The following is a 20106-nucleotide window of genomic DNA, read 5'->3' as shown; positions in this document are numbered from 1 at the left end:
TTACTTTCCCCAGACTGGCGTAGGGGTTGCAGGCTCAAATAGTTCGTTGATATAATAATCCCGACGGTCGCGTTTATCGCATTCATCGCCCCCAATCGGATAGCGGCAAGTCGCATACACGGCCACATTGTCGGGATTCATCAGACTGACATACAGGCCATTTGTAAACTTCTCCGTTTTGTGTGCCCGATTGAGCAGGCAATGGCCAAGTTCATGAAATACCAGGCACTCCCGTTCATTGGTACTGGCTGTTTTCCAACAGAAATCGTCGGCATTAAGAATAATTCGAGGTGTTTTGCCATTTTCCAGAATGCATTGTCCGCAAACGTCTTCGGTTAGTACCGTCCCGAATGTAACGATCAGATTCGCCGTTGAAACGACCTTATTTCGTTTAGCGGCTTCATCCCGAAATGATTTTAGATACGGTTCAACCTCCACTGGCACGCTATACTGCACTGGCTCGGGTTGCGAACTTGACTGACAGCCTGTTAATCCGGCAAGTAGTAGTAAGATGACAAACGAAAACGGGCGCATAGAAACAGCTTAAAGCTACTTAAGAGTCGCTGGCACGAGTATTTACTTGTGCCAGTGCCCCTAAAACATCATTACATAATACTGACACAAAAATGTTTGCCCAAATTCATGAATCTGACGCTGGTAGGTGGGTTGAAAGCCGTAGCGTTCGTAAAACTGCATCAGTTTAGGGCGGGTGGCGTCGGTTTCAAGTTGCAGGATTTTAATGCCTCGCTGAAGACACTCCGTCCGGCAAAAATCAATGATGGCGGCAAATAGATTCTGACCGACAAACGCTCGTCGTATAGCTAATTTGTGAATAAAGCCTGAGGTGTTGGCGGGCACATCGGGCCAGTAAAGCGGGTCTTCCCATTGCAGAATAAACACGCCGGCAGGTTCTGGTTCGGCACTATCTTCACGATCGGCGTACAGCACATAGAGATTGCCCGTTGTATACTCATCCAGCAGATTTTCGGGCGTAAGTGTGTCGATCTGCCAGAGTTCCTGGCCACTGTCGACGAGCCATTGGCCTACTTCGCGGAGTACATTAAAGGCTAGCTCAGGCTGGTCGTTTCGGAAAGAGAATTGCATCAAAAAAACAGGTTGTTGGAGGGTTGTCACAGTTGCCCGGCGTTCAGGTACACCAAAAGCGTTATTGAAGATGCCTAACATTTCGACTGGCTCACAAGTTAAGCACGTATGACAAAGCTAAACAAGAAAATCCTGCAATCGTTGGGTAGTGGTTTGGTTGGTGCCTGCGCGCTGACAGTACTCCACGAAACGGCCCGCCAATTCATTGATGAGGCCCCTCGGGCCGACATCCTGGGCATGCGAGCCATTAAAAAAGTGATGGGCACCGTTGATGCTGAACCACCGGCCGATGAGGAACTTCACGACTGGGCGCTAGGCGGGGACCTCGTATCGAACATGCTTTATTACAGTCTGATTGGACTAGCCAAACCAAAAGATGCAGTACTGGCTGGAACGGCTCTGGGGCTCGTTGCGGGCGTAGGGGCAGTAGGGTTGCCTGGGCCGTTGGGCTTGGGAACAGCACCCAGTAGCCGAACACCAGCTACGGCAGCTATGACTATTGGCTGGTATCTGGTTGGTGGCCTGGCAACGGCTGCTGCGTATAGATGGCTAAAGCGTAAATGAAATCATTCGGTTACCTGAATGCCCTCGTCTTTTAGGTAGCGACCAATGTTAAAGGTCTGGTCATCCAGTAGTTCCAAATCGCGGTTCCAATCCATTGTGAACCAGGCGTCAGCATTCTTTTCGGTCACCATCGTTCCGTTCCTCATTACTTTATACGAAAGTCCATATTTTGACGTAGCCTACGTGTTCATCCGATAGAGACTATTCTTGAATTTAAATAAATATAGAGTTAAAGATTTGGCCAAATAATTGCTTTATTTATCAAGAGTTCTGCCAAGTCCTTCCTCTATCCATGAACGTTCGTTACCTGATTAGTTTGCTGATAAGCTATGCCTTATCCTGCCTGTCGGTGTATGCCGATTGCCAGATTCCCCAAGGTTCGTATACCTATAATTTGACGTATCAGTCGGCTTCACTAAGCTGGTCGTATTATGGGAGCAATTCTCCTACTTATCAACTGCAATGGCGTATATCGGGCAATGCAACCTGGACAACCAACCCAGTACTGACAACACCAGGTACTTCGTTGACAGGGTTGACAAACAACACGACTTACGAATGGCACGTGCGATCCATATGTGCCGCAGGTGATACATCGGCCTATACGAGTACGCAGACGTTTCAGACGAAATGTGATCTGCCGTACGCACTCCAGATAGCTAATGTCACTCATCAATCGGCCCAACTTGCCTGGTATGCACCAGTTAGTGGGGCCACTTATGAAGTACAATGGCGATCGGTTGGGGCTGCTACCTGGACAATCGTGCCTGGATTGACCGCCAACTATCTGAATCTAGCGAGCCTACCAGAAGACACTTCGTTTGAATGGAAAGTCAGGACAATATGCTCTACTACGGAAACGTCTGATTTTAGTACTGGACCCTCCTTTCGAACAATTTGTCTTCCGCCGTCGAATGTTCGTGTTACGCTGATTAACCCTGAAGCCGTTGAGCTTAAATGGGATAGCCCTGTAGCCAATGCACGTTTTGATCTACAATGGCGTCAGGCTGGCACAACCGCCTGGACATTACTAGAGGGAATCACGTTGGCCGAATACAGTCTGACGGGCTTAACGAATAATACGTCCTATGAATGGCAGGTTCGAACTGCCTGTTCGGCTACGTCAAAATCATCGTTCTCACCTATTCAGCTGTTTCAGACCAGTTGCCCTTTACCCATTAATCTGGTCAGCAACTTTGTAACGTTTAATTCTGCGCTACTCCAATGGACATCTCTGGCTACTGATCTACAATGGCGAGCTTCCGGAACTGCTGACTGGCTAACTGTACCGAGTGCTATATCGCCTTATTCGCTAACCGGTTTGACAAATAATACCGTCTATGAATGGCGGGTGCGTACGGTTTGCTCATCAACAGTAGCGTCGGCCTATACGTCGACGCAATTGCTAACCACTCAGTGCCTGGCACCTAACAGTACATACAGTAATGCGGATGATTTTGGTGGGTTTCGACTGAACTGGTATTCACCAGAGAGTGGGACATTTGAGTTGCAGTGGCGGGTATCGGGTACCGACAGTTGGTCGGTAACAACGGGAATTGTAGGAACCACGTATAATCTGACAGGGCTGGCACCCGGAACGACCTACGAATGGCGGGTTCGTAAAACATGCTCCACCACAGAATATTCTGGTTTTTCAGCCCCTCAATCCATTACAACAGGCTGTAGTATACCCACATACCCTCGAAGCGAAAGTGCAACTAGTACAAAGATTGATCTGGTCTGGAGTTCAGCCGAGCCAGGCGGAAGCTATGAAGTACAATGGCGAATTGTTAATACACCAAACTGGACAACAATCGCCGACATTACGGCAAAGCGATATACCTTAACCGGCTTGCAGGTAAATACGCAGTATGAATGGCGGGTTCGTAAAGTATGTACAGCTACGGTTGCAACCACATTTACGGATAGCCAAACGTTTACCCTCACTTGTGCGCAGCCCACATCGTTCAGCACCCGTAGTATAAATTTTTCCTCGGCTACGATAAGCTGGTCCGGCGCCAACAGCTATGCACCCTATGAGATTCAATATCGTCAGGCGGGGGCTACCGACTGGATATCCGTAGCTGACCTAAGTTCAAGTCAGTATTCAGTAAGTGGCCTCAATAATAACACAACCTATGAGTGGCGGGTACGGTCGTCATGCCCTTCGGTTGGGTCACCGGATTTTTCGGCAGTGCAAACGTTTCAAACGCAATGCAGTGGTCAGTTTTCTAATCTGTATGCCGGGAGTGTTGTTTACAACTCCGCAAACTCCGCCGTTTTATACTGGCAAATTGATGGTAATGCCCGACTGTATGAAATTCAATACCGGGAAACAGGCAGCGCAGACTGGATCATACTACGGCCTGAGGCTACTGAGGCTGATCCTTACTTTGGTGAGACGGCGTATAACTATGTCGGGAAGCAGTATACACTCTACAACCTTACGCCTGGCAAAACGTACGAATGGCGGATACGAGCGTTATGTACGCCCTCGATTTATTCTGATTTTGTTAATGGGCCGACATTTACAAGTGCTTGCCTGATCCCGCAGGACGTATCCGGTTTTCAGCAAAGCAATACAACGCTGGCAATATCCTGGTATGTACCACCATACGTAACCCATTACGACTTACAATGGCGACTGGTTGGTGCTTCTGACTGGAATACCGTAAGTGGGTTGACTGGTGCATCGTATACATTGACGAATCTGACGGCTGGCAGTACCTATGAATATCGGGTTCGACGGCAATGTTCGCCTGGTGTCGTCAGCGAATTTTCGGCACCCGTTGCCAGAACAATGCAGTGTACCATGCCCAATTCGCTTATGACCGAGACCATGTCAGGTTCGTCGGCACGGCTGACCTGGTCTTATTATAACGACGGTAATGACGGGGCGACTCATAGCAATGACCTGCAATACCGGGTTTTGGGTTCATCTACATGGACAACCGTGACGGGTGTTGTTGGGACTACCTACTCATTAACAGGAATAACAATAGGCGTGAGCTATGAATGGCGGGTCAGGGCTGTTTGCTCGCCCGGAATAACGTCTGATTTTTCTGCTCCCTCCACATTCGGACTAAATTGCTATCCACCTTCTGTAAATAGATACTATACCCAGATTGGGACTACGTCGGCCTTTTTATCCTGGAATAGTGGCTCCCCATGGACTAAGTCCTATTTACTTCAGTGGAGGACCCTGGGGACTACCGACTGGACGAGCGTACCTATAGCGTATAGTAGCAACAGTAGTAGCTTATCAAGCTATTACCTAACGGGGCTAACCAATAATACCAGCTATGAATGGCGGGTTGCTACGAACTGTGGTGATGGTTATTTGTCCGACTTCTCCTATACTCAGTCGTTTCAGACTGCCTGTCCATCCGTTCAGGATCTGGTAGTTAATTCGGTGGGGTCTACGAGTGCTCAACTCAGTTGGAGTGGTGCGAATTTGTTGCCACAATCGAGCTATCTCCTTCAGTATCGGGTTCGCGGAACAGTAGTCTGGACTGAAGTAAGTGGCATCACGAGCTCAACCATACAACTTATGAATCTGGCCCTTAATACAACCTACGAATGGCGGGTTCGTGTTGAATGCGAATCGGGTGTTGCCCTTAAATTTTCGCCCAGTAGCGCGTTTGCAACACAATGTCCTACGCCGGGCAATCTGTATGCGTATGATGTAACAACAAAGTCGGCTCTGCTTACCTGGGGTACGAATGCCGAAAATAGTGCCGTTAATCTGCAATGGCGACAGGCCTATTCAAACAGTGTATGGAATGAGGCAAAGCAGTTGACCGGATCGGCTTATGTGGTAACGGGGCTTAAATCGGCTACTCGTTATGAATACCGTATCCAGGGCGTCTGCAATGCTACTGATCAGGCCGTTTCCCCATCCCGGACCAGTGGCGAATTTATAACATCATCGCCTTATGCATCTTCTCTTTCCATTTACCCTGACGAGATATCGGCTCAGGCTGTTCGCCTGCAGTGGGTAGGTGGCCCGGATAAAACAACTTATATCCTCCAGTGGCGCGTACGCAACGCCGGCTGGACTACAACCGGCCCGCTGTCGGCAACGGGTTATTTACTGACGGGCTTAACGCCGAATACCACCTACGACGTTCGACTTAGCTACCTAGAGAATGGCGTGACGTATGAGGCTAGCAATAGTTTTACAACGCCTTGTACCCGGATGAATTTATTAAGCGCTGTTGATATTACGGCAACAACGGCCAAACTAACCTGGGCTGCTGTGGGCTTTCCGGCGTCGACACCATGGCAAGTATCCCTCCAGTGGCGTATGGCCGGTTCTACAATCTGGAATACAGTAACAGGCATAACCGGTAATTCGTATACCCTGACTGGTTTAAGCGATAACGTAACTTATGAGTGGCGTGTTCAGAACCTGTGTTCTGCCGATGTAACGAACGTTAGCTATCCGGCGTCGTTCCAGACAACTTGCCAGGTGCCAACGTCCACCGCTACGCAGAAGGTAACTACGGAATCAGCACTACTAAGCTGGAATGGATTTGGGCCAACCTATTCCGTGCACTATCGGGTCATCGGAACAACTGCCTGGACTACTGTGACCGGGTTGATGTCCACTACCTTTGTGTTGACCGGATTGGCGAATGATACCAATTATGAGTGGGCCGTTGCTACTGTTTGTACACCAGGTAGTAGCTCCGTATACACCCCTTTGCTACCGTTCAAGACCCAATGTCGGCTTCCAACGTCGCTCAGTGTAAACCTTCTGACTACCAGTCAGATACAATTGGTATGGGATAGCCCTGAGTCGGCCTATGAACTTCAATGGCGAGTTGTAGGAAGTACGACCTGGTCTACTAGTTCGGGTATTATCTCCCCATACACGCTAACGGGACTAATCACCGGGACAACCTACGAGTGGCGCGTTCGGGCTGCCTGCGCTGTAGCGGCTAACGGGCCGTTTGCATCCGGCAATTCATTTACGCCCCAATGTCCTTCTTACTACAATGTGTATAAAAATACGGTTGATATAACAGCCAATAGGGCCCAATTGACCTGGTCTGCCAACACTGCATTGGCGTACGGCTTGCGCTGGCGATCCGCCAGCAGCAGGGCTTGGATAGATGTACCCGGAAACGTGACGCCACCTTATACCCTAACGGGTTTAATCAATAATACAGCCTACGAATGGCAACTTCTCACCGACTGCCAACCTGCAGATGGCTCGTCGGCGTTTTTTCAGACGCATTGCAATGCGCCATTCCGTTTGCAAACGGAGGATCTAACAACAACATCGGCGCGGTTAAACTGGAACGATTCAAGAGATGGAATGGGGTATGAAGTTCAATGGCGTTTAGCTGGTACGTCCAGTTGGAACGTTATTTCCGGTATTACAAGTACTAGTTGTCTACTGTCTGGCCTGACGAATTATACCGATTACGAATGGCAGGTACGTTCCCAATGTGAGAACGAAGTTCTATTTCAATTAACAGCGTTGTTTAAAACAGTCAATGCATGTTCATCGGAAATTCTCTATACCATCCGTGACGGCTCCTGGGATGATCCAACTATATGGTCCTGCAATCGACTCCCAACGAGTACTGACAAGGTGAAACTGAATCACAAGCTCGTCATTCCAAACGCCTACGTAGCTAAAGCATTGACTATTTACTACGAAACGGGTGCCAGGCTCACGTTTGGAATAGGAGCAAGCGTAAACGTGGGGAAATAAGCTTATTATAAGGTTTTTTCGACAGGATTAACAGGATAAAACAGGATTGCAGAATAGAGTAAAATCCTGTTTTATCCTGTTAATCCTGTCGAAAAAATAGCTGTATTAGGATGAACACAGCTTAACAAACCTTAGTAGCGCAGTCATCTTCGGCAACGATCTCCGTTTCGAGTGTCGCGTGGCTTATCTTTTGATGTTCGAGCCGATGGCGGGCGTCGTGCTTCAGGGCAACGATCTGTGAATCAGATAGGCCCGGTTGCAGAACAAGGTGAGCCGTAAGGGCATTTTCGGTCGTGCTCATGGCCCAAATATGTACATGGTGCACATCTTTTACACCCGCTACCGCGCGTAGGTCGGCCAGTACGGCTGCGAGGTCGATGCCCGCCGGTATACCATCCATAGACAGGCGCAGGCTATCCGTCAGTAATCGCCAGGTGGAGCCCATAATGATAAGGGCAACGAGGATACCGATAACCGGGTCGAGCCAGGTCCAGCCCGTGTAGTTGATCAGAATGCCAGCCACAACTACGCCCAGTGAAACCAGCGCGTCAACGGCTAAGTGCAGGTAAGCGCCTTTGGCGTTCAGGTCGTGCTCTCTGTTGCGAAAAAAGAGCAGGGCTGACACCGTATTAACAACAATGCCGACCGCTGCCACCCACGCCACGGACCCGCCGGCCACGGGTTCGGGATGGCGGAACCGCTGAATGCTTTCCCAGAATATAGCCCCAATAGTAATCAATAAAATGACCGCATTGGTCAGTGAGGCCAGCACCGTGCTTTTGCGATATCCATATGTAAAACTCGGCGTTTGCCGAACACGCGCCAGCCGAAACGCCAGCAGCGACAATAACAAACTTGCTACATCGCTGAGGTTATGGCCCGCATCGGCAATGAGTGCCAGGGAGTTGTAGTAAAATCCCAGAGCAAATTCAACCACCACATATCCCGCGTTCAAAATGGCCCCGATGATTAACGCCCGGTTTATGGATGTTAGAACGGTAGGGCCGTGACTGTGTCCCGCGTGGTCATGGTGATCGTGCGCCATATATAGTTGTGTAGCGCGGACGGAAGTCCGCGCTACTTATCAAAGTTTAAGTTTAATTCCCCCATTAATAATACGGCCATCAGTAGGGGCATAGATGTCCGTGACAAAATTAGGCTGCGTTATTGTACCATTTACCAAGGGTTCGAAGCGCGACTGCCGTACATCAAAGAAATTCTCGAAGTTAATAAAAATGCTACCCTTTGTGTTGTGGCCAAATGACCATTTTCGCTCAATCATATAACCAAACGTCCAATAGGCGGGTGTGCTGGTACCATTTGTCCGCTGCTGAGTGCCAGAATAAAAAGCTTCGAAACCGGTTTTCAGCTTCTCCGTTTCATATAGGGTTGTAAAATAAAGCCTGTGCTTTGCGGTCAGCGGAAGCATGCCTGTCAGGTTATCGTACTGCCGTTTTGTATCAATAAACGAGTAGCCCAAAAAACCATGAATATCGTGATAAACCAGGCGCACGTTCGTTTCAAAACCGCGTGTCGACAGGTGCCCGTTGGCCGTACGGAATGCCGCAAGACCACTTGTCGACAAAACCGTCAGGCGATTTAGCTGGGTGTAAAAAAACAGCTGATTAATTGACAGTGTGGTTTTATCGCCCAGCTCGGTTCGGTAGTTAATGTCCCAGTTCAATCCCATCGACGATTCGGTTTGATCATTGCTGATTGACCGTAGATTCACATTCTGGAAAGACATCCGTTCGGCATCTTCGGTGAAAATAGTTGGAGCTTTGTAGCCCAGTCCACCACCCAATCGGCTTGTCCAATGGGCAGATGCGTGATACAGCAGCGAAAAACGGGGCAGCAAAAACAACTTCGGACGAGAGGAGGCCGCCCCGCTAACCGTTGTAGTCACAGCGTCGGCACGAAGGCCCGTTTCCAGGCTGAACTGGTCGGAGAGTGTGAGTGTGTTCTGAAGAAAAACGCCCACAATAGCTTGTTGATAGATAGAGCTTATCCCCAATATGGTGGGTGGAATTTCTATCTGAAAAGCATCTGTCCAGACATTCAGGCCAGCAATCCAATCGGTTTTTTTCTGGTGTTTAAAATAACTGACTTCCGAAAAAGACGATTGCTGTAGGCCATCAAACCGGTAATTGGGTAAGACAATAGCGCGTTTGAAACGACTATAGCTATTCTTGATTGTCAATAGGGCATCGTTACTAAACCGTTTTTCCAGCCGAAACTGAGTAGCTAGCCGTCGGGAGTCATTGGCTTCGGTATACCCAGTTATGGGTTCACTCCGAATGGATGGCAGATAACCACCTATCCGATGTTCATTCACCCAGATTATGCCTGCCGAAACCGTTGTGGTAGCGTTTGGATACCAGAAGAATTTAGGCTGGATGGTTGTACGAGCCGTTTGCGGGAGGTCCGAAAACTGATCGTTGTTGACATCGTACACGCGCTGCAGATTACGGGTGGCGTAAAACGTGAGCCCTACTTTTTCATTGCGCTGGGCATAATAGGCGTTCAGGTCAAGACCAAGGGCAGTCGTGCCGTTAATCAGAAAGGACAGGTCGCGCTCACGGGTAGGTTCTTTCGTGACTAGATTGACTAATCCAGCAATAGCACCACTACCGTATAAGGTTGATTGACAGCCTTTCACAAGTTCAACCTGTTTCAAATTCAGGGGTGGCACCTGCATCAGGCTCAGGCCGCTCGAAAATCCACTATAAAGTGGCAACCCGTCCTGCAGCAATTGCGTGTACCGCCCATCCAGCCCCTGGATCCGAAACGTAGCATTGGCTGATGTGACGGATGTTTGTTGCACTTGAATTCCCGGACTTTCGCGCAAAATAACCGCAATATTTGCGGGCTGCATATTCGCCTTTTCGTCCAGCTCCTCGCCGTCGATCACTTCAACACGTGTTGGTTCGTCGGCAACACTTCGCCCGCTTCGGGTAGAGGAAACCGTAATTTCCTCCAGCGCTTCTTCGGAGGGATCGAGTAGAGCCTGAAGGGTATCCGTACCAGAACTTGCGATGGTATGATGGATGGATTGAAAGCCAACGGCCGAAATTCGTAACCGATAGGGGCCGGATGGCGGTAGTTTCATCTGTGTGAAACCAGCGGTATCGGTAGCTGCGCCGATTGAGGTGCCAACCAATAGAATTGTAGCACCGGGAATAGCTTGTTTGGTGAGGGCGTGACGGACAGAAATCCGTAGGGTATCTTGTGGAAGTGCCGTACTACCACCCAAAGCAATGTGAGAAAAGAATAGAAATAGAATAACGTTTTTCATCCTGTAGGGAGAATAAATGGAACATGCCGACTGATGGATGACCAGCCGGGAGAAAATCCATGAAAAACGGTTATACTTTAGGCGGCTGCCAGATGGCGAGCGCTACATCGGAATGGCTAGGCGACTGATAAACAAAGGCTTGCTCGTCAGGAGTAGTTGCATTTGGAGCCAGCGTAAGCATGTAGCTGAACGAACGGGGAATTGAAAAGCCGAGACAAATGGTGCAATGGCAGAATGGACTACAGGGCGCTTTGTGTCCGTGGTCGTCGGTTGAGTGCGAAGTGGATGTGCTGGCTGTCTGGTCCGATTGCGCATGGCAATCTGCATCCGGGCAGGGTAGGCCGGTCAGCAGCAAGAGCCAGAACGAAAAAAGACACACGATCGCTTTCATGCCAGCAAAGGTAGCAGGCGGGCGAATGCAACAGGTAGTCAAAAAGGGATGAACGCTTGTTTTTGCCACCACAATGCGGTTAGTTTGTCCTAACGTTCTTTGTTTTCCGTCAAACAAGCTAATGGTTTTCCTGAGAGGTTCAGGAAATGAAAAAGGAATCGTGTGAAATTCACGAGCAGACGTTGCTACTGTCAGTGACCATTTAGAAAAGGGTTTGCCCTCGATGTCCATTGTCCCGAAACGGTTCGCCGGTGGGATGAGAAGGACGGCAAATACCGTCACAAGCCAGGAGACTTGCCCTTAGCTTTGCTGATTACGCCCACACGAAATTGGGTTTATCAAGATTGACCATCTCGTTCTTTTCCCGCCCTCTCCCCGAGGACGGAAGCGGTGTGTCATGTTGATAATTCTCTGATGTAGTGGTAGGTGTATGGAGTTCGGCATCGAACGCGATCAACCATTTTATCCAGTAACAACATGATCGCACACAATCTCGGCTATCCACGAATCGGTAGCCACCGCGAACTCAAACGGGCCTGTGAACAATTCTGGGCCAACAAAATCACCCCTGAGCAGCTTCAGGACGCCGGTCGACGCATTCGACAGGCTAACTGGCTGACCCAACAGCAGGCTGGCATTACGCTGGTTCCCTGCAACGACTTTTCGTTCTACGATCAGGTACTCGATATGTCCCTGACCGTTGGCGCGATACCGAAGCGGTTTCGGCCGCTGCTCGATCAGTCGCATCAGGCTGATGCTGATCTATTAACGCTATACTTCGCTATGGCGCGGGGGTACCAGCAGAACGGGCTGGACCTGAAAGCGATGGAAATGACCAAGTGGTTCGATACCAATTATCACTACATCGTGCCGGAGTTTACGGCCGATCAGACGTTTACGCTGCTCTCTGAGAAGCTTTTCGACGAATTCGAAGAAGCCAAACAAACACTGGGCACCACGCCCAAACCCGTATTGCTGGGGCCGGTTTCGTACCTGTTACTTGGCAAAGAGAAAGAGCCCGGCTTTGATCGGCTCGATTTGCTCGATCGGTTATTGCCAGTTTACGAGGTTATCCTGAGCCGCCTACAGGCGCAGGGTGCCGACTGGATTCAGCTCGATGAACCTACGCTTTCACTGGATCTGACGGATGATCAACGGGCGGCTTTTGCCAAAACCTACAACCGGCTTCGGCTTCAATTTCCGAAACTCAAGCTGCTGTTGGCTTCGTATTTCGAGTGCTACGGAGCCAATCTGAATATGGTTAGTCAATTGCCGGTCGATGCGCTGCATCTGGATCTGGTCCGTTGCCCCAATCAGCTGGACGATATTCTGCAAACCGATTTTGTCCATAAACAAACACGCCTGTCGCTGGGTGTGGTTGATGGTCGTAACATCTGGATCAATAACCTAGAAACCTCGCGGGCAACGATTCAACGAGCTGTCGAAAAAATTGGACAGAACCGAATTCTCATTGCGCCGTCGTGTTCGCTGGTACACGTTCCCTGCGATTTAAATTCAGAAACGAACGAGCAGGGGCTAACGCCCGAAATTAAGCAGTGGATGGCCTTCGCCCGGCAGAAACTGGATGAAGTAGCAACCCTGGTGACGCTGTTCCGGGAGCCGACGAACGCGCAGGCAACCGCAACATTGGCAACTAACCAAACTGCCCTAATCGCCCGCTGGCAATCGACGCTGATTAACCGCCCGGCTGTGCAGGCACGTCTGAGTCAATTGACCGAGAAAGATGCGCAGCGTCTGGACTCATTTGCCCAACGGCAACCACTGCAACAGGAACGACTGCAATTGCCACTGTTTCCAACAACAACGATTGGTTCGTTTCCCCAAACGGAATCCGTTCGAGCCAACCGCGCGAAGTTTAAAAAAGGCGAATTAACCCTGGAGCAGTACGAAGACTTTATTCGGACTGAAACCGAACAGGCCATTCGCTGGCAGGAAGAAGTTGGGCTGGACGTGCTGGTTCATGGCGAGTTTGAGCGCAACGATATGGTCGAATATTTCGGCGAATTGCTCGACGGCTTTGCCTTCAGCGAAAACGGCTGGGTGCAGAGTTACGGCTCCCGCTGCGTGAAACCACCTATTATTTATGGGGATGTTTATCGACCCGCACCCATGACGGTACGTTGGGCGCAGTTTGCGCAGTCATTGACCAGCAAACCTGTTAAAGGAATGCTTACGGGCCCCGTTACCATTCTGCAATGGTCATTTGTTCGCGATGATCAGCCCCGCCGGGACACCTGCCTGCAAATTGCGCTGGCTATTCACGATGAAGTTGTTGACCTGGAAGCGGCTGGCATTCGGGTTATTCAGATTGATGAACCTGCCATTCGGGAAGGGCTTCCGCTGCGGAAAGAGAACTGGAAAACCTACCTGGAGTGGGCCGTACGGGCATTCCGGATTTCGGCCTCGGGTGTGCAGAATGAGACCCAGATTCACACGCATATGTGTTATTCGGAGTTTAACGACATGATTGATGCAATTGCCAATATGGATGCTGATGTGATCACGATCGAAACATCGCGGTCGCAAATGGAACTGCTGGATGCATTTGTCAATTTTAATTACCCAAACGAAATTGGACCGGGGGTTTATGATATTCATAGCCCACGTGTGCCAACGGTAGCTGAGATGGTCGATCTGCTCCAGAAAGCGACAAATGTGCTGCCCATTCGTAACTTATGGGTAAATCCGGATTGTGGCCTGAAAACACGCCGGTGGCCGGAAACCGCCGAAGCACTAAAAAATATGGTGCAAGCTGCCCAAACAGCCCGCGAATTAGTTATTGAGTCAGTATAATCACAAATGGTCTTCGGTCAGCTAGCTGACCGAAGACTTTACCTTATTCTTCTATGGATTTCTGCGGACCTTACGATCAATACCTTGCTGAACGGGATAAGCCTTTTCTGCATGCCCCGTTATTGGCGGGCTGGGAATTCAGGCAAAAAACGCCCCTGGTGACCGAAAAAGGTGGGTGGATGTCGTTAGCCAAAGCGCAGGACTGGGTATTGCCCGCATCAATGCGTCAGGATTTGCTAAGCGATGCCTGGGCAGTTATCATTACAGATACCGACCAGCTTATTCGATACGTGAACCCCCATTTTGAAGCAATGACGGGTTATGCCAGCCAGGAGGCCCTGGGTCGCCGACCAAATTTTTTGCAGGGCGAAGGCACATCTCTACGCACTCGGCAACATATCAGACAGGCTATTGATCGGCAGAAATCAGTACGTGGACGGTTGCTGAATTATCGGAAAGACCGAACGCCTTACTGGTGCCAGGTGGTAATTCGACCGATCGTAAACCGGCAGAAACAGGTAGTGAATTATATCGCCTTTGAACAGGAAGTCGAAGCCAATGGAACGCCAATTGTCCGGTAAACATGAACATACCGCCTGCCCGCGCTGCCACCAATTATTCGAGTGCCGCGTGGGGAGCATTAACTTGTGTCAATGCCAGTCAGTCCAACTAACTGACGAGCAACGACAGTATGTCAGATCGGCTTATCAGGGTTGTTTATGTGCCGACTGCCTGGTGGCCGTCCGGACGGAGTATAACCACCTGACTCACCAAACTACACTAACTGATTTATTACGTGGGCATTAACGAAACGCCAGAACTAGAAGCCCGAATTGCAGCGGCAGAAACCCGAATCTTCAAAGCTGTTTTTCCCAGTACAACCAATCATTACGATACGCTTTTTGGGGGAACGGCCCTGCAATTGATGGATGAAGTGGCCTTTATTGCCGCCACCCGGTTTTCACGGAAACGCATGGTCACGGTATCGTCCGATAAAATCAATTTTACCAAGTCGATTCCGGCGGGTACTATCATTGAACTGGTTGGCCGGGTTGAGCATGTGGGAAACACTAGTATTCGGATTGCCGTCGAGATTTATGTCGAAGAAATGTATTCGATGGAGCGGCACAAAGCCATTCATGGAACATTCACGTTCGTAGCGCTTGATGAGGATAAAAAACCAATTCGTATTGTTTAACAGAACGATTTAATTTTTCTGACAGGATTTACAAGATTAGCAGGATTGGTTCTCGCCCGTCAAAATCTTGTAAATCCTGTTAATCCTGTCAGAGAAAATCATACTCCGGCCACCGGAAACCATGAATTATAAACTGACAACGACGCTAAAAAAAGCAGATACCGAAGGCCGAATTCCGGCCTATACCCTGGACCAGTACATTCGTCAGGAGCTATCGCAGCAATTAATTGCCAGGCTGACACCCCATTTGCCAATTGACCGAAGTACTGACTTTTTACATACAAATCAGGAAACCGTTGATTTTACAACTGAGCTTATTTTCCTGAAACCTCATCAATGGCAACAAGTAAAACAGGCCTTAACTGGAACGCTCGAATCGCTGCCGCCCGAGCAGCAATGTTCGGTTCAACAATTGATTAGTGAGGTGGACCAAAGTTGATGTAAGGTAGATGTAGCCTATTGATCAAGGGTAAATTTTCTTTTTGCAACATTGTTGCAAAAAGAAAATTTACCCTTACTTTTGCCCTATGGCAAGTCAAACTAGAGCTTACCTCATACACTTATGACATCAGCTCAACCAGACTACGAAATTATTATTGTTGGCGGTAGTTACGCAGGTTTAAGTGCTGCTTTAGTGTTAGGTAGGTCGTTGCGCCGGGTATTAGTGTTGGATAATGGCCAGCCTGCTAACCGTCAAACGCCACATTCGCACAGTTTTTTAACGCGTGACGGGGCAACTCCTGCCGAGTTGACGGCTATTGCCCGCCAACAGGCACTGGCGTACTCAACGGTAACGATCAAAACAGCCACTGTTACAAGGGCAATCAAGCAGGATACTGGATTTATCGTCTCAACCGATGCCGGTGATTCCTATTCGGCCGGTCGATTGCTGCTGGCGACGGGGCTAACCGACCAGATGTTACCCATTCCTGGTTTCGCGGAGTGCTGGGGTATTTCGGTACTGCACTGTCCGTATTGTCACGGCTATGAGGTGCACGGGCAGGCGCTGGGCGTGTTGGCAAACGGCGATGCAGGTTTCGGGATGGGCCGACTGATTCACCACTGGAGCGCTAACCTTACGCTGTTTACGAATGGCCCGTCTACGTTATCGCCGGAGCAGACAGCCGCTTTGAAACGCCATCAAATCACAATTATAGAGACACCAATTTCGGCCATTCCTCATCAGGACGGCCAGTTAAGCGGATTGTTGTTAGCTAATCAAACACATTACCCATTGGCCGCCTTGTTTGCACGACCTCCCATGCATCAGGCGTCTACGCTTGGCTGGCAATTAGGCTGTTTGCATGACGACATGGGTTTTGTGCAAGTTGATGACTTTGGCCGAACCACTATTCCGGGCGTATTTGCCGCTGGCGACACGCACACAATGATGCGTCAGGTAACGGTGGCCGCCACCAATGGTATGCGGGCAGCCGTGACGATCAACAAAGAGATGCTTGAGGAAACCTTTTAAGTTGAGGAAATTATTCTCGTCGGGTTTTAACCTGGCGAGAATAAAAAATACGCTATGCTGCCGTACCTTTGTGGCAGATGAAAATCGCACTGGTCTATATCCTCCTGATTGCAACATTGCTGCCGACGGTCAGCCAGTGGGGGACCATTGCGTATTATCATGCCAATAAGGATTACATTGCCCGCGTCCTCTGCGAAAACCGTGATAAACCGCAGTTGCACTGCGACGGTAAATGTTATCTGGCTAAACAGCTGAAGGCCCAGCAGGAACGGCAGGACAAAGACATGACTGCCCGTTTGCAGCATCTGCCCATCATTACCTTATTCTGCTCCGATATCAGTACGTTTCTGATGATGCCGCAAAGCATTCGCCTGTTTTTGCATCAATTACCGGCTTACTTACTGCCGGACTATCGCGCAGCCCTGTCCTCGCTGTTTCAGCCGCCCCAATTATAGCCTCTTCCCATCTTGCTCTTGTGTGACCCCGATGGGGTCAAATGTTTATTGCAACTATGTTTTTCTATAAACATCTGACCCCGACGGGGTCACACAAAATGTACTTTAATTCCAATTTGATTGATTGCTTACTTTTAAATCGATTGCAGAGGAATACTTGTTATATTACTCAATATACTGATATCTAGTTGATTAGATAGGATAGTTCTGGTTCACTTTTTGCTCTTTGTATTGAAAGAGCTCTTTAATGCGGACACTCGTACTTTATAGTTTACTGGTTGCGACAATGCTACCGACGGTCAGTCCGTGGGGAGTCATCGCGCATTACCAGCTTAATAAAGAGTACATTGCCCGTGTTCTTTGCGAAAACCGCGATAAGCCTCAACTACACTGTAATGGTCAGTGCTACTTAGCCAAACGACTAAAAGCACAACAGGATAAACAGGATAAAGAAACAACCGAACGAGTGCAGAATATACCTGTTATTCAGTTGTTTTGTGAAGCGGCTCTTCCCTTTCAGTTCGTTCCCATCTGGCAACTGCTTCAGTCCGTTGGGTTTTCAGATTACTGTTTTCCCGTCTATATAGCCCCGTTGATGGGCTTGTTTCGCCCTCCACGCGTTTAAGTCAGGCCTAAACCTATACCATAGGTTTTTCTAAAATGACTGCTCCAGTGCTAAAAAATAAGCATGGGTCAGTCAATTCGTTTGACTTAAACTAAAACTTTGTGAAAATTTATAAATATCTCATAGCCTGTTGGTTATGTGTAGTACTGACCTCGAATTCGTTTGCGCAAAAAGGATTGCAGGGGCTTGTTTTTGATGCCCAAACTAAGGAGCCTTTGCCGGGTGTAACCCTCTCCTGGGCCGATGGTAAATCCGGTGCTGTTACCGATGCAAACGGCCATTTTTCGGTTGCGTCGAGTACCACAAAAGTCGTTGTATCGGCAGTTGGTTATCGTCGGCAGGAGGTAACGCTTGTGGCTGGACAACCACTACAGATTGCGCTTGAACCAGCTGCTGAAGATCTCCAGACGGTGGTAGTGACCGGGAATCGCGAGGCTGCGCTACGGACCGAAACGCCCATTGCGATTTCCAAACTCTCGGCCAAACTGATCAACGAAACTAAGCCGACGAGCATCTACGAAGTCATCAATAAAACGCCGGGGGTGCTCATGGTGAATCTCAATAATGAGCAGCACATGATGGCTATCCGGCAGCCAATGACGACCAACGCCTATTTCCTGTACATGGAAGATGGCGTACCTATTCGGCCAATGGGTGTGTTTAATCATAACGCCCTGCTCGAAATGAATCAGTTTACGGTCAGCTCCATTGAAGTAGTTAAGGGCCCGGTATCGTCCATTTATGGGCCGGAAGCCGTAGGCGGTGCCGTGAATTTCATTACGCAACGGCCAACGGCGGTTCCAACTGCCCGCGTGGGTATTCAGTTCGATCAGTGGGGATATAAACGGCTCCAGTTTGGTGCTGGTGCCCGGCAGGGTAAGTTTGGGATTTATCTGGGCGGTTTCGTATCAAAGCAGCGTGATTCGTGGATGGCCAGTTCTGACTATGACAAGTCATCGTATTTCGCCCGGCTCGAATATGCCTTTACGCCCAGAACTCGCCTGACGGGTACGTTGTCGTATAATGATTACAATTCGCAAACCAGCGGGAGTGTAGACAGTACCGCGTTCTTTGCCCGGCAATATGTCAGCACCACCGATTTTACGTACCGCAAAACGTTCTCGTTACGAAGCCGATTGACTTTAGAACACGACTGGAAGGACGGCTCTCAGTCGTTCATTACGGCTTTTGTACGGAACAACAGCGTGGGTCAGAATCCGGCCTATTCCATTCGGTGGACAACGGGTGCGGCAACAGCTACGGGGCAGATCAACAGCAATGATTTCAAGAGTTATGGGTTCATTGCCCAGCATACGCAAAAACTGACCTTCCTGAATAGTAAACTGATTGTAGGAACCACGCTCGACCTATCGCCGAATACCTATTATGCCTACCAGACCGACCTGACGACGGAACTCCGGGCCGACAAAAAATCGGTGATCAAGTACACGCAGGTGAAAGAGCGACCCGATATTCAACTGGCTAATTACCAGGCCGATATTCATAACGTAGCGGCTTATGTGCAGTATGATTTCGAGCCACTGCCCAAACTGCGCCTATCGGCAGGCTTGCGTTACGATCGCATGGCGTTTGATTATACGAATGCGCTCGACAAGAGTTCGGGCGGGAAAGACTATAGTCAGGCAACGCCCAAAATCGGTGCAACCTATGATCTGGGCAATGGCAAAGGGCTATATGCCAACTATGCCAAAGGTTTTTCGCCACCAGCCCTCACCTCGATTTTCCTGAAACGAACCACGCCCACGGCTTCGGGGGATTTATTCTACTACAACCTGCAACCCGCCAAATTCGACAACATGGAAATCGGCGGCTGGGCGTCGTTGATGAACAACAAGGTGTACGTCGATGCTGCGCTTTACCAGATGAATGGCACGAACGAGCTACTCAGCATTCGTCAGCCCGATAACTCAACCGATTACCAATCCGCAGGAAAGACATTGCATCGGGGTGTGGAGTTAGGCGTTACCTATCGACCGTCGAAGCAGGTGTTTTTTCGTTTTGGGGGAACGCATGCGGTACACCAGTTTGTCGAATTTACGCTGAGCCAACGGGCTTCCGATGTCATTCAGAACGTAAACGGAAAGGATATGCCATCGGCTCCACGAACGCTCTGGAATACCGAAATCAGCTATTATCCAGTCTGGCTGAAGAATTTCCGGACATCGGTTGAGTGGCAGCATGTAGCGAGCTGGTATCAGAACCAGACCAATATGGTCAATTATGGCGGGTATGATTTCGCGAATGTCCGGGTGGGTTACCAATGGAAAGACATCGAGGTGTTTTCGAATATCCTGAACGTAACCAACGCACTCTTCGCCACCAACGCCACGCGCGGAAACAACGCCACCGACCGAACAACCTACACGCCTGCGGCTCCACGCACGTTTGTGGTTGGCGTTCAGTACAATTTTGCGGGTAAACGCTAAACGAAGTCAACCAA

At 49.4% G+C, this 20106-nt stretch carries 17 protein-coding genes and 1 riboswitch; of the genes, 11 read left to right on the top strand and 6 right to left on the bottom strand.

The genetic code is table 11. The features are described 5' to 3' along the window. Together ACYVGO_RS13765 and ACYVGO_RS13760 are read right to left on the bottom strand one after the other, a co-directional pair. On the bottom strand, positions 1-534 hold the full coding sequence (locus ACYVGO_RS13765) for a hypothetical protein (protein ID WP_460969746.1): 534 nt from the start codon (positions 532-534) through the stop codon (positions 1-3). 60 nt (positions 535-594) lie between these two features. Then, the gene (locus tag ACYVGO_RS13760; RefSeq protein WP_460969745.1) at positions 595-1104 is read right to left on the bottom strand and encodes a GNAT family N-acetyltransferase; all 510 of its coding nucleotides are present in this window, start codon (positions 1102-1104) and stop codon (positions 595-597) included. 108 nt (positions 1105-1212) lie between these two features. Here ACYVGO_RS13760 and ACYVGO_RS13755 point away from each other — a divergent pair, with 108 nt between their 5' ends. Beyond that, entirely contained in the window at positions 1213-1668 is a 456-nt protein-coding gene (locus ACYVGO_RS13755; protein WP_460969744.1) for a hypothetical protein, read from the top strand. 2 nt (positions 1669-1670) lie between these two features. Here the strand turns inward: ACYVGO_RS13755 and ACYVGO_RS13750 are convergent, their stop codons facing one another. Beyond that, positions 1671-1814 carry a hypothetical protein gene (locus ACYVGO_RS13750; protein WP_460969743.1) on the bottom strand — a complete coding sequence of 48 codons (144 nt, stop codon included), beginning with the start codon at positions 1812-1814 and terminating at the stop codon, positions 1671-1673. A 146-nt stretch (positions 1815-1960) separates the two neighbouring features. Between ACYVGO_RS13750 and ACYVGO_RS13745 the strand changes: the two genes are divergently transcribed. Beyond that, positions 1961-7393 carry a fibronectin type III domain-containing protein gene (locus ACYVGO_RS13745; RefSeq protein ID WP_460969742.1) on the top strand — a complete coding sequence of 1811 codons (5433 nt, stop codon included), beginning with the start codon at positions 1961-1963 and terminating at the stop codon, positions 7391-7393. 121 nt (positions 7394-7514) lie between these two features. Here ACYVGO_RS13745 and ACYVGO_RS13740 read toward each other — a convergent pair whose 3' ends face one another. The 3 genes from ACYVGO_RS13740 to ACYVGO_RS13730 form a co-directional block, all read right to left on the bottom strand. Continuing rightward, positions 7515-8438, bottom strand: a complete 924-nt coding sequence (locus tag ACYVGO_RS13740; RefSeq protein WP_460969741.1) for a cation diffusion facilitator family transporter — start codon at positions 8436-8438, stop codon at positions 7515-7517. A 39-nt stretch (positions 8439-8477) separates the two neighbouring features. Then, positions 8478-10688, bottom strand: coding sequence for a TonB-dependent receptor (locus ACYVGO_RS13735; RefSeq protein WP_460969740.1), 2211 nt, complete (start codon positions 10686-10688; stop codon positions 8478-8480). 70 nt (positions 10689-10758) lie between these two features. After that, positions 10759-11079 carry a DUF6660 family protein gene (locus ACYVGO_RS13730; protein ID WP_460969739.1) on the bottom strand — a complete coding sequence of 107 codons (321 nt, stop codon included), beginning with the start codon at positions 11077-11079 and terminating at the stop codon, positions 10759-10761. A gap of 105 nt (positions 11080-11184) precedes the next feature. Beyond that, positions 11185-11395: riboswitch (cobalamin riboswitch) on the top strand. Between the two features lie 161 nt (positions 11396-11556). On the opposite strand from ACYVGO_RS13730, the gene metE reads away from it, so the two are divergent. From metE to ACYVGO_RS13685, 9 genes are all read left to right on the top strand, one after another. Further along, entirely contained in the window at positions 11557-13893 is a 2337-nt protein-coding gene (metE, locus tag ACYVGO_RS13725; RefSeq protein WP_460969738.1) for a 5-methyltetrahydropteroyltriglutamate--homocysteine S-methyltransferase, read from the top strand. 53 nt (positions 13894-13946) lie between these two features. Continuing rightward, positions 13947-14474, top strand: a complete 528-nt coding sequence (locus ACYVGO_RS13720; protein ID WP_460969737.1) for a PAS domain-containing protein — start codon at positions 13947-13949, stop codon at positions 14472-14474. Then, positions 14452-14700 (top strand): cysteine-rich CWC family protein, encoded by a 249-nt coding sequence (locus tag ACYVGO_RS13715; protein ID WP_142771040.1) that lies wholly within the window; start codon positions 14452-14454, stop codon positions 14698-14700. Before ACYVGO_RS13720 ends, ACYVGO_RS13715 begins: the two co-directional genes overlap by 23 nt. Next, on the top strand, positions 14690-15091 hold the full coding sequence (locus ACYVGO_RS13710; protein ID WP_246859435.1) for an acyl-CoA thioesterase: 402 nt from the start codon (positions 14690-14692) through the stop codon (positions 15089-15091). Before ACYVGO_RS13715 ends, ACYVGO_RS13710 begins: the two co-directional genes overlap by 11 nt. Before the next feature lie 121 nt (positions 15092-15212). Further along, on the top strand, positions 15213-15530 hold the full coding sequence (locus ACYVGO_RS13705) for a hypothetical protein (RefSeq protein WP_460969736.1): 318 nt from the start codon (positions 15213-15215) through the stop codon (positions 15528-15530). Between the two features lie 123 nt (positions 15531-15653). Continuing rightward, the gene (locus ACYVGO_RS13700; RefSeq protein WP_460969735.1) at positions 15654-16565 is read left to right on the top strand and encodes an NAD(P)/FAD-dependent oxidoreductase; all 912 of its coding nucleotides are present in this window, start codon (positions 15654-15656) and stop codon (positions 16563-16565) included. Positions 16566-16642: 77 nt separating this feature from the next. Further along, a complete protein-coding gene (locus ACYVGO_RS13695; RefSeq protein WP_460969734.1) occupies positions 16643-17020 on the top strand; it encodes a hypothetical protein in 378 nt (125 codons plus the stop codon). A 247-nt stretch (positions 17021-17267) separates the two neighbouring features. Further along, on the top strand, positions 17268-17645 hold the full coding sequence (locus ACYVGO_RS13690) for a hypothetical protein (protein WP_460969733.1): 378 nt from the start codon (positions 17268-17270) through the stop codon (positions 17643-17645). Between the two features lie 101 nt (positions 17646-17746). Further along, entirely contained in the window at positions 17747-20092 is a 2346-nt protein-coding gene (locus ACYVGO_RS13685; RefSeq protein WP_460969732.1) for a TonB-dependent receptor, read from the top strand. Positions 20093-20106 lie beyond the last annotated feature (14 nt).

The organism is Spirosoma migulaei (genome assembly GCF_054776855.1).
The sequence above is the reverse complement of the archived record's forward strand: the minus strand, read 5'-3'. Positions and strand labels throughout refer to the sequence as shown.

What these genes read in the sequence shown, in the direction of transcription:
- ACYVGO_RS13765 (WP_460969746.1), bottom strand. Translation starts at nt 534, where the DNA reads ATGCGCCCGTTTTCGTTTGTCATCTTACTACTACTTGCCGGATTAACA.
- ACYVGO_RS13760 (WP_460969745.1), bottom strand. Translation starts at nt 1,104, where the DNA reads ATGCAATTCTCTTTCCGAAACGACCAGCCTGAGCTAGCCTTTAATGTA.
- ACYVGO_RS13755 (WP_460969744.1), top strand. Translation starts at nt 1,213, where the DNA reads ATGACAAAGCTAAACAAGAAAATCCTGCAATCGTTGGGTAGTGGTTTG.
- ACYVGO_RS13750 (WP_460969743.1), bottom strand. Translation starts at nt 1,814, where the DNA reads ATGAGGAACGGAACGATGGTGACCGAAAAGAATGCTGACGCCTGGTTC.
- ACYVGO_RS13745 (WP_460969742.1), top strand. Translation starts at nt 1,961, where the DNA reads ATGAACGTTCGTTACCTGATTAGTTTGCTGATAAGCTATGCCTTATCC.
- ACYVGO_RS13740 (WP_460969741.1), bottom strand. Translation starts at nt 8,438, where the DNA reads ATGGCGCACGATCACCATGACCACGCGGGACACAGTCACGGCCCTACC.
- ACYVGO_RS13735 (WP_460969740.1), bottom strand. Translation starts at nt 10,688, where the DNA reads ATGAAAAACGTTATTCTATTTCTATTCTTTTCTCACATTGCTTTGGGT.
- ACYVGO_RS13730 (WP_460969739.1), bottom strand. Translation starts at nt 11,079, where the DNA reads ATGAAAGCGATCGTGTGTCTTTTTTCGTTCTGGCTCTTGCTGCTGACC.
- metE (WP_460969738.1), top strand. Translation starts at nt 11,557, where the DNA reads ATGATCGCACACAATCTCGGCTATCCACGAATCGGTAGCCACCGCGAA.
- ACYVGO_RS13720 (WP_460969737.1), top strand. Translation starts at nt 13,947, where the DNA reads ATGGATTTCTGCGGACCTTACGATCAATACCTTGCTGAACGGGATAAG.
- ACYVGO_RS13715 (WP_142771040.1), top strand. Translation starts at nt 14,452, where the DNA reads ATGGAACGCCAATTGTCCGGTAAACATGAACATACCGCCTGCCCGCGC.
- ACYVGO_RS13705 (WP_460969736.1), top strand. Translation starts at nt 15,213, where the DNA reads ATGAATTATAAACTGACAACGACGCTAAAAAAAGCAGATACCGAAGGC.
- ACYVGO_RS13700 (WP_460969735.1), top strand. Translation starts at nt 15,654, where the DNA reads ATGACATCAGCTCAACCAGACTACGAAATTATTATTGTTGGCGGTAGT.
- ACYVGO_RS13695 (WP_460969734.1), top strand. Translation starts at nt 16,643, where the DNA reads ATGAAAATCGCACTGGTCTATATCCTCCTGATTGCAACATTGCTGCCG.
- ACYVGO_RS13690 (WP_460969733.1), top strand. Translation starts at nt 17,268, where the DNA reads ATGCGGACACTCGTACTTTATAGTTTACTGGTTGCGACAATGCTACCG.